This window comes from Mesorhizobium sp. M2C.T.Ca.TU.002.02.1.1 (assembly GCF_003997225.1).
The window spans coordinates 1-8,563 of sequence record NZ_RZTO01000195.1 but is presented as its reverse complement, the minus strand read 5'-3'; the positions used below and the strand labels follow the sequence as shown (position 1 = coordinate 8,563).

The window sequence follows — 8,563 nt, the reverse complement described above, 5'->3', positions numbered from 1 at the left end:
CCATCCGTGCTCGCAGAGCGTGGTGAAGTGGCGCGAAGCGGGGCTGCTGCAGCCGCTCGATACCTCGAAGATCGCCGGCTGGAAGGACCTCAATCCCGGCATCATGGCGATGAAGGACCTCGCCACCACGCCCGACGGCAAGGCCTGGTTCATGCCCTGGGACTGGGGCGACACCCAGCTCACCTACAATTCCGACAAGATCGCCGAGAAGGACGTGCAGTCGCTGAAGGCCTTCGCCGATCCGAAATACAAGGGCAGGGTCTCGATCGGCGACAATGTCGACGACGCCTATGCGCTGGCCAGCCTCGCCATCGGGCTCAAGGACTGGACTAAGATGACGGACGACCAGTTCAAGCAGGCATCCGATTTCCTGCGCCAGGTGCACAAGAATGTCCGCTCTTACTGGACCGACACCACCGACATCGTGCAGCTGCTCAGCGGCGGCGAGGTCGACCTCGCCTGGGCCTGGAACGACGCGACGGTGCAGTCGGTCAAGGCCGGCGTGCCGATCAAGTCCAAGAAGGACACCGACGAGGGTATGTCGACCTGGGTGTGCGGCTATGTGCTCTTCAAGGACGCGCCGGGCAACATCGACAAGGCCTATGACTATCTCAATGCGGTCAACGACCCCGAAGTCGCCAAGACGCTGGTCAAGGACTGGGGCTACGGCCAGGCCAACGCCAAGGGCATGGCCGGCGTCGACCCGGCGGTGCTGAAGGAAAAGGGCTACGACAACGTCGAAAAATGGGTCGACAAGACGCTGTTCCAGCAGCCGCTGCCTTCCGAGCTCAAACTGAAGATGATCGCCGAATTCGAGAAGATCAAAGCCGGCTATTGAGCTGAATTCTAGCGGCCCGCTTACTTGCCAAGCAGAGCAAAGTGAGCGGGCTCGCCAAAGCTTCTGAATTCTCCTAACTTCGCCAAACGCATCTGCGATGGGGGAGTTTCTCGCGCCATGAAAACCATGCTTCGCCGCCTTGCCCTGGCTGCTGTCGTCACCGTCGGCGCTGGCTCCGCCCATGCGCTTGCCGAAGGCGGCGGCGACCTCGTCGTCTTCGACTGGTCCGGCTACGAGGATCCGCTGCTGCATCCGGCCTATGCCGCCAAATACAATGCCGAGCCGACCTTCTCCTTCTTCGGCGACGAGGACGAGGCTTTCGAGAAGATGCGCGCCGGCTTCAAGGCCGACGTCGCGCATCCCTGTTCGCAAAGCGTGGTGAAATGGCGTGAGGCCGGCCTGCTGCAGCCGCTCGACACCTCGAAGATCGCCGGCTGGAAGGACCTCAACCCGGGCATCATGGCGATGAAGGACCTCGCCACCACCGCCGACGGCAAGGCCTGGTTCATGCCTTTCGACTGGGGCAACACCTCGCTGCTCTACCGCACCGACAAGGTGACGGCGGAGGAGGCGCAGTCGCTGAAGATCTTCGCCGATCCGAAGTTCAAGGGCCGCGTCACCATCGGCGACAATGTCGACGACGCCTATGCGCTGGCGAGCCTGGTCATCGGTCTGAAGGACTGGACCAAGATGACGGACGAGCAGTTCAAACAGGCCTCCGCCTTCCTGCGCGACGTGCACAAGAATGTCCGCTTCTACTGGACAGACGACACCGACCTCAACCAGGCTTTCACGGGCAATGAAGTCGATCTGGTCTGGGGCTGGAACGAGACCTATGTGACGTTGAAAGGCCAGGGCATGCCGATCGCCATGAATCGCGACACCAAGGAGGGCATCTCGACCTGGGTGTGCGGCTATGTGCTGCTCAAGGATGCGCCGGGCAAGCTCGACCAGGCCTATGATTTCCTGAGCGCGGTCAACGCTCCAGGTGTTTCGGAGTATATGGTGAAGACCTTCGGCTACGGTCACGGCAACAACGCGGGCATGGCGGCGATGGACCAGAAGCTGCTCACCGAGCGCGGCTTCGACAATCTCGACAAGTTCCTCGACAAGACGTTGTTCCAGCAGCCGGTTGCGCCGAACCTCAAGCAGCGCATGGTCGCCGAGTTCGAGAAGATCAAGGCCGGCTATTGAAGAGCAGCATTGAAAGAACCGACGTCGTCATCGTCGGCGCCGGCTTCACCGGCCTGTCCGCCGCGCTCGAGTTGAAGCGCGCCGGCATCGGTTTCCTTGTCCTTGAAGCACGCGAGCGCGTCGGCGGTAGGGTGGAGGCCGTCCGCAACGGGCTCGGCGAGCTGATCGACAGCGGCGGCCAGTTCTTGTGCGTGGACATGCCCGAGGTGATGGCCCTGGCCAGGGCCCACGGCAAGAGCTTCGTCGAGACCTATGTCGAGGGCGAATTCATCACCCATCCGTCGATGCTGCCGGCGCGGGCGGAGCGGACCTATCACGTCTCGATGGCGATCCGCGAGCGCATGAACCGGATCGATCCGGACGATCCGTCGATTGCCGGGCTGACTGTCGCGGACTGGCTGGAACGCCAGCACGATGAGCCCGATGCCAAGGCCGCCTTTCGTTCGATGATCGAAGGCCTGTGGTGCCTGGCGTTGGACAAGGTGCCGCTCTGGTACCTGATCGACAATGACCGCCGCATTACCAACGAGGTGTTCGAGCTGCAGTATTTTCTGGGCGACACCATGCAATCGCTGGCCGAGGACCTCGCCGCCGCGCTCGGCGACCGGCTACGACTGAACGAAGCGGTGGCGCATGTCGAGCGTGCCCCGCAAGGCGTTCGCGTCAGCACCGGCGCCGCCACGATCGAAGCGCGCGAGGTCCTGATCGCGCTGCCGCCGGCGACGGCCGCGAAGCTCGATTTCGCGCCGGCTTTGCCGGCGGAGCTCGCAAGCGCGCTCGGCGTCTGGGAAAGCGGCGCGGTGATCAAGATCCTGGTGCGCTACGCCAAGCCGTTCTGGCGCGAGCAAGGCCTGTGCGGCATGGTGATGTGGCGCGATCAGCCCGGCCTGTTTGCCTGCGACGCCAGCACGGATGCCGACCACGCCGCGCTTGTCGTCTTTGTCGGCGGGCCGCTGGCGCTGCGCTGGCATCGGCTCAGCGCGGCGGCGTTGCGGGCGGAAATCACAGCGAGGCTTGTCCTGGCGCTCGGCCCAGAGGCCGCCGACATCGTCGATTTCAGCGCGCGCGACTGGACGCATGACCGCTGGAGCGGCGGCGCCTATAGCGACCTCATCATCGATGTGGCGGCGCGCGATGCCGAGCGCGTCATCCTGGCCGGCGCGCCGCCGGTCTATTTCGCCGCTTCGGAGCTCTCGCCGTCTTTCCCGGGTTATGTCGAAGGCGCGATCGTCGCCGGCCGCATCGCGGCCGGCAAGATTCAGTCGGCCATCGCCACCAGAGCTTCAGGATCATAGGCGAGGCGGATCGGCGCGCCGACCGGAATGTCGTCGGCGCCGAAGTCGTTGGTCTCGGTGACCGAGAGCGGCTTTTCGAGCCCCGGTATCTCGACGATCAGATGCGTGATCTCGCCGAAATAGTGGCGCTCGACGACCTTGCCGGCGACCTCGAACTTCGCCGTCGCATTGTCCCACAAAACGCGCAGCCGCTCGGGGCGGATGCCAAGCGTCGCCGCGCCGCCATTGCGCACGAACGCCTTCGGCTTGTCGGTCCTGACGCGGCCGAAGCCCAGCGTGTCGAGCACCAGCGAAGCGCCGTTCTCCTCGACGATCTCGGCCTTGACGAAGTTCATGCCGCCGAGAAAATCGGCCACCTGGCGGTTGACCGGGCGCTGGTAGATCTCCTTGGGCGAGGCGACCTGCGCGATGCGGCCGCCGAACATCACCGCGATGCGGTCCGACATGGCGAGCGCCTCGTACTGGTCATGCGTGACCAGCACGAAGGTGATGCCGACCGCCTGCTGCAGCCGGCGCAGCTCGACCTGCATCTGCTCGCGCAGCTTCTTGTCGAGCGCCGAAAGCGGCTCGTCGAGCAGCAGCACCTTGGGCCGCATGACCAGGGCGCGGGCCAAAGCCACGCGCTGGCGCTGGCCGCCGGAAAGCTCGGTGGCGCGGCGCTTGCCGAGGCCGGTCAGCGACACCTGCGCCAGCGCCTCCTCGACGCGGCGCTTCTCCTCGCCGGCGTCGAGCTTCAGCCGCTTCAGCCCATAGGCGACATTCTGCTCGACATTGAGATGCGGGAAGATCGCATAGCTCTGGAAGACCATGTTGGTCGGCCGGCGGTTGGCGGGGATGCCGTCCATCGGCTGGCCGTCGACGGCGATGGAGCCGCTGGTCGGCGTGTCGAAGCCGGCGATCATGCGCAACAGCGTGGTCTTGCCGCAGCCGGAAGGCCCGAGCAGCGAGAAGAACTCGCCTTCGCGGATCGAGAGCGAGGCGTTGTCCAGCGCCTTGAACGATCCGTAGCTGCGGGTCACGTCGCGGATCTCGATCATGGTCCGGTCGGTTTGGACACGCTCGGATTGGACCCGCTCAAGCATAGAGGCCTCCCTCGTTCTGGGTGCGTCTCGCCGCGCGGCGGCGCAGGATTTCGGCAATCGTCATCAGCACGAAGGATGCGAAGAGCAGCAAGGTGCCGAGCGCCAGCACGCCGGGAAGCTTGGCCGCGAAACGCAGCTGGCCCCAGATGTAGATCGGCAGCGTCGCCTCGGTGCCGGTGAGGAAAAAGGCGATGATGAATTCGTCCAGCGAGATGGTGAAGCAGACGAGCAGGCTGGAGATGATCGCCGGCGCGACCATGGGCAGCGTCACCCGCCGGAAAGTGCCGAAGGCGCTCTCGCCGAGATCGGCGGAAGCCTCCTCCAGGCTGCGGTCGAAACCCTCGAAGCCGGAGGTCAGCACGGTCATCGAATAGGGAATGCAGACCAGAACATGGCCGAGCACGACGGTGAACAGCGACAGGCTGAGGCCGAGCTGCAGCATGACCAAAAGCATGGAGATGGCGACGATCACCTCCGGCAGCACCAGCGGCGCCATGATCAGGCCGTTGATGGCGCGCCGACCGGGGTAGCGGTAGCGGGTGATCGAGCGGGCCGCGAGGATGCCCAGCACCGTCGACAGGATCGAGGCGGAGATGCCGACGATCAGGCTGTTCCAGGTGGCGTCGATCAGCGCCGGCGTGCGCGGCAGGTCCTCGTACCAGTGAAGGGTGACGCCCGAGAGCGGGAATTTGGGCGTCGCCGCCGTGTTGATCGAGAAGATCGGCAGGAAGATCACCGGCAGATAGAGGAACAGCAGATAGAGGACGGCGTAAGTCGAAAGCCAGCCGGGCAGGAAACGTCTTATCGCCGTCATCGCGCCAGCCTCTGCAGGGCGCGGATGACCAGCACGGTGGCGCCGGCCATCAGCGAGACGATGATCATGGTGGTGACGGAGAGCGCCGCGCCCAGCGGCCAGTTCGACGCCTTGCCGAACTGCGCCTGGATGGCGTTGGCGATCATGACGCCGTCCTTGCCGCCGACGAGCTTCGGCGTGACATAGTCGCCGACGGTCGGGATCATGACGATCAGCGCGGCCGAGATGACGCCGGGCGCCGACAGCGGCAGGGTCACGCGCAGGAAGGAGCGCAGCGGCCCGTCGCCGAGGTCGGTCGCCGCCTCGACCAGGGTCCGGTCGACCTTCTCCAGCGAAACGAAGATCGGCAGGATGGCGAAGGTCGCCCAGGCATGAGTGAGCGTGATGATGACGGCGGTGGAATTGTAGAGGAGCGCCGTCGAGGGCTCGTCGATGATGCCGAGGCCCATCAGGCCGGAATTAAGCACGCCATTGTAGCCGAGGATCACCTTCCACGACATCACGCGCAGCAGGTAGCTGGTCCAGAACGGAATGGTGATGAGGAAGAGCCACAGGCTCTTGTGGCGGCCGCCATGGAAGGAAATGAAATAGGCGATCGGGTAGGCAAGCGCCACGGTCAGCAGGCTGACCGTCAGCGAGATGTAGAGCGAGCGCCAGAGCAGGTCGCGATAGATCGGCTCGGTTAGCGCGATCCGGTAGTTCTCCAGCGTGAAGGTGTGGTCGATGGTGAGATAGTTCTGCGTCCAGAAGGAATGGGCGATGACGACAAGGATTGGCAGGACGAGGAGAATAAGGGCGTAGACGAAGGTGGGGCTGATCAGGGCAAAGCCCTGGACGGCTTCCGATTGCAGAAGGGGACTTCGTCTGGATCCCGCCAAGCGCAACGGGGGCGACCCTTCCGCCGCAACCGTCATTGCAGTGCTCCAGGCGTGATCTCGGTAGCTGGCTCGGACTGTCCCGCCATGCGGCCTTCCCATTCGTGAGCCGGTCGCCTGTTCCCGAATTATGCTTGGAGCGCGATCGCTCGCTGGCTTGCCGGCTTTCTTTCATCATGAGCGCATCCGCCGATTGAAATCAAGCGCTATTTCTGCGATATTGATTGAACGGATATTCAAAATGAGGTGATGGAAAGCCGAATTCCCACGGCTTTCCGCACCGTTTGATATCCGATGAAAATTCGGCAACCTGGCGATGCGAGGCGAAAATGGCGGCTCAAAGCAAGATCAAGGCAAGCGAACTCATCGGACCTGATGACGACGCGGTCGAGCTCGCCAAGCGCCATCTCGTCCAGCCCTGGCCCTATGCCGGCTCGGTCGGCAACGAGGCGCGGGCGCTGATCGGCGAGGGCGACGGCATCTATATCACCGACGCCACAGGCAAGCGCCTGATCGACGGCCCGGCCGGCATGTGGTGCATCAATGTCGGCCATCGCCGCGAGGAGTTGGCCAGGGTCATGTACGACCAGGCAATGGCGCTCTCCTACAACACGCCGTGGTACACGATGAACGCGCCCTCGGCCGAGCTCGCCCGGCGCATCGCCGATGCGGCACCTGGCGACCTCAGCCACACCTTCTTCACCACCGGCGGTTCGTCGGCGGTGGAGACGGCGCTGCGCTTCATGCAGTTCCACAACAATGTGCGGGGACGACCGGAGAAGAAGCTGATCCTCAGCCGCGGTGGCGCCTATCACGGCTCGACCTATCTGTCGGCTTCGCTCAACGGCCGGCCGCGCGACCGCGACTGGATGGACGGCGCCGACGAGCTGGTGGTGAAGCTGTCCTCGCCCGATCCGTTCCGGCGGCCGAAGGAGATGAGCATCGCCGCCTTCACCGATTTCCTCGTCGATCAGTTCCGCGATACCGTCGCGCGTGTCGGCGCAGAGCGCATCGGCGCCTTTGTCGGCGAGCCGGTGCAGGCTTCCGGCGGCGTCGTCGTGCCGCCGGACGGGTATCTGAAGCGGATCCGCGAGATCTGCCGCGAGAACGATATCCTTTATGTCTCGGACGAGGTGGTGACCGGCTTCGGGCGGCTCGGCCATGTCTTTGCCTCCGGCGACGTGTTCGGCATCGACCCGGACATGATCACCTTCGCCAAGGGAGTCACATCCGGCTATTTCCCGCTCGGCGGCGTCATCATCTCGGAGCGGCTGCTGGAAGAGCTGCGCCGGTCCAACCATCCCGACGCGCTGTTCGGCCACGGCTTGACCTATACCAGCCATCCGATCGGCTGCGCGGTGGCGCTGAAGAACCTCGACTTGCTGGAAGAGGGCGTGCTTGCCCACACGCGCGAGATCGCGCCCTATTTCCAGGCGCGGCTCAAGACGCTGGAAGAGCTGCCGCTGGTCGGCGAGGTGCGCGGCGTCGGCCTGATGGCTTGCGTGGAATGCGTCGCCGATCGCGAGAGCAAGGACGCGCTGCAGCTCGACAAGGATGTCGGAAAGCGCATCGACGCGCATTGCCACGAGCTCGGCCTTCTGGTGCGGCCGCTGATCAACATGTGCGTTATGTCGCCGCCGCTGATCATCACCAAAGAGCAGGTCGACGATATGGTGGCGATCCTGCGCGAAGGCATTTCGCGGACCATGGATGATTTGCGGAAAGAGGGCGTCTGGCGGGGGTGATTGGCTCCTTTCTCCCCCGTTGAGGGGGAGATGTCGCCGAAGGCGACAGAGGGGGTCGCCTCACGTAGAGTGCCTGCGCCTTCCACGACGACAGAGGGCGTCGGCGTTCTACGCGCAGCGACCCCCTCTGCCCTGCCGGGCATCTCCCCCTCAAGGGGGGAGATTAGCAGCCTCACCCCCTCGACCGCAGCGCGTCGTTCAGGCCCCACATGTCCTTTTCCTCGGGCGCGGTCTCGAGGTTCAGCACCGGGACCTGCCTGCGCAGATGGTCGTGGTGGGTGCGCACGCCATATTCGAGGTCGGAGAGATAAAAGCCCTCGAAGGCCTCCGACAGCATGGATTCGTTCGACCATACCGAGAGCTGCACGTCCTCGTTCATCGTATCGCGGTCGATGCGATAGGCGAGGTAGCGCGCCGCCGCCTGTTTCCTGCTCTCGTCCTTGTAGCGGTAGACCGCGCCGCGCAGCAGCGTCTCTCCGGTCGACAGCGGGAACTCCTGATAGAACTGGACGGACTCCGGCATGATCGAAAGCGCGTTGTTGGGAAAGATGCCGTAATAGATCCAGGCCTTGCGCAGATGTTCCGGCAGATGCGTGGCTTCGGGCGCGAGCTTGATGTACTCGCGCACGCTCCAGCGCCGGCCGGCATGCGGATTGTAGGTGGCGAAGGAGCGCGATACGCCGTTGACGAAGGGCTCGTCGAAATAGGTCGCGCCATAGA

General features: G+C 64.3%; 8 protein-coding genes. 4 read left to right on the top strand and 4 right to left on the bottom strand.

Features of this window, described 5'->3' with window-relative positions:
- The 3 genes from EOD07_RS13105 to EOD07_RS13095 form a co-directional block, all read left to right on the top strand.
- Positions 1-838 (top strand): extracellular solute-binding protein (locus EOD07_RS13105; RefSeq protein ID WP_127235751.1); only part of this gene is annotated, 838 nt, incomplete at its 5' end.
- Positions 839-955: 117 nt separating this feature from the next.
- Positions 956-2,032 (top strand): extracellular solute-binding protein, encoded by a 1,077-nt coding sequence (locus EOD07_RS13100; RefSeq protein WP_127235750.1) that lies wholly within the window; start codon positions 956-958, stop codon positions 2,030-2,032.
- Entirely contained in the window at positions 2,029-3,327 is a 1,299-nt protein-coding gene (locus EOD07_RS13095) for a flavin monoamine oxidase family protein (protein ID WP_127235749.1), read from the top strand. The genes EOD07_RS13100 and EOD07_RS13095 overlap by 4 nt, the downstream gene beginning before the upstream one ends.
- Here EOD07_RS13095 and EOD07_RS13090 read toward each other — a convergent pair.
- From EOD07_RS13090 to EOD07_RS13080, 3 genes are read right to left on the bottom strand one after another with little or no spacing between them, the layout of a single operon-like run.
- On the bottom strand, positions 3,291-4,364 hold the full coding sequence (locus tag EOD07_RS13090) for an ABC transporter ATP-binding protein (RefSeq protein ID WP_041011251.1): 1,074 nt from the start codon (positions 4,362-4,364) through the stop codon (positions 3,291-3,293). The two genes, EOD07_RS13095 and EOD07_RS13090, sit on opposite strands and share 37 nt — an antisense overlap.
- 37 nt (positions 4,365-4,401) lie before the next feature.
- Entirely contained in the window at positions 4,402-5,223 is an 822-nt protein-coding gene (locus EOD07_RS13085; protein WP_041000243.1) for an ABC transporter permease, read from the bottom strand.
- Positions 5,220-6,137, bottom strand: coding sequence for an ABC transporter permease (locus EOD07_RS13080; protein WP_127235748.1), 918 nt, complete (start codon positions 6,135-6,137; stop codon positions 5,220-5,222). The genes EOD07_RS13085 and EOD07_RS13080 overlap by 4 nt, the downstream gene beginning before the upstream one ends.
- 290 nt (positions 6,138-6,427) lie before the next feature.
- On the opposite strand from EOD07_RS13080, the gene EOD07_RS13075 reads away from it, so the two are divergent.
- Entirely contained in the window at positions 6,428-7,843 is a 1,416-nt protein-coding gene (locus tag EOD07_RS13075) for an aminotransferase (RefSeq protein ID WP_127235747.1), read from the top strand.
- A 172-nt stretch (positions 7,844-8,015) separates the two neighbouring features.
- Here EOD07_RS13075 and EOD07_RS13070 read toward each other — a convergent pair.
- Positions 8,016-8,563: RHO alpha subunit C-terminal catalytic domain-containing protein (locus EOD07_RS13070; protein WP_281059052.1), on the bottom strand; the 548-nt coding region annotated here is incomplete at its 5' end.

Excerpts from the sequence above, each read along its gene's own strand:
- EOD07_RS13075 (WP_127235747.1), top strand. The coding sequence starts at position 6,428 with ATGGCGGCTCAAAGCAAGATCAAGGCAAGCGAACTCATCGGACCTGAT.
- EOD07_RS13080 (WP_127235748.1), bottom strand. The coding sequence starts at position 6,137 with ATGACGGTTGCGGCGGAAGGGTCGCCCCCGTTGCGCTTGGCGGGATCC.
- EOD07_RS13100 (WP_127235750.1), top strand. The coding sequence starts at position 956 with ATGAAAACCATGCTTCGCCGCCTTGCCCTGGCTGCTGTCGTCACCGTC.
- EOD07_RS13090 (WP_041011251.1), bottom strand. The coding sequence starts at position 4,364 with ATGATCGAGATCCGCGACGTGACCCGCAGCTACGGATCGTTCAAGGCG.
- EOD07_RS13085 (WP_041000243.1), bottom strand. The coding sequence starts at position 5,223 with ATGACGGCGATAAGACGTTTCCTGCCCGGCTGGCTTTCGACTTACGCC.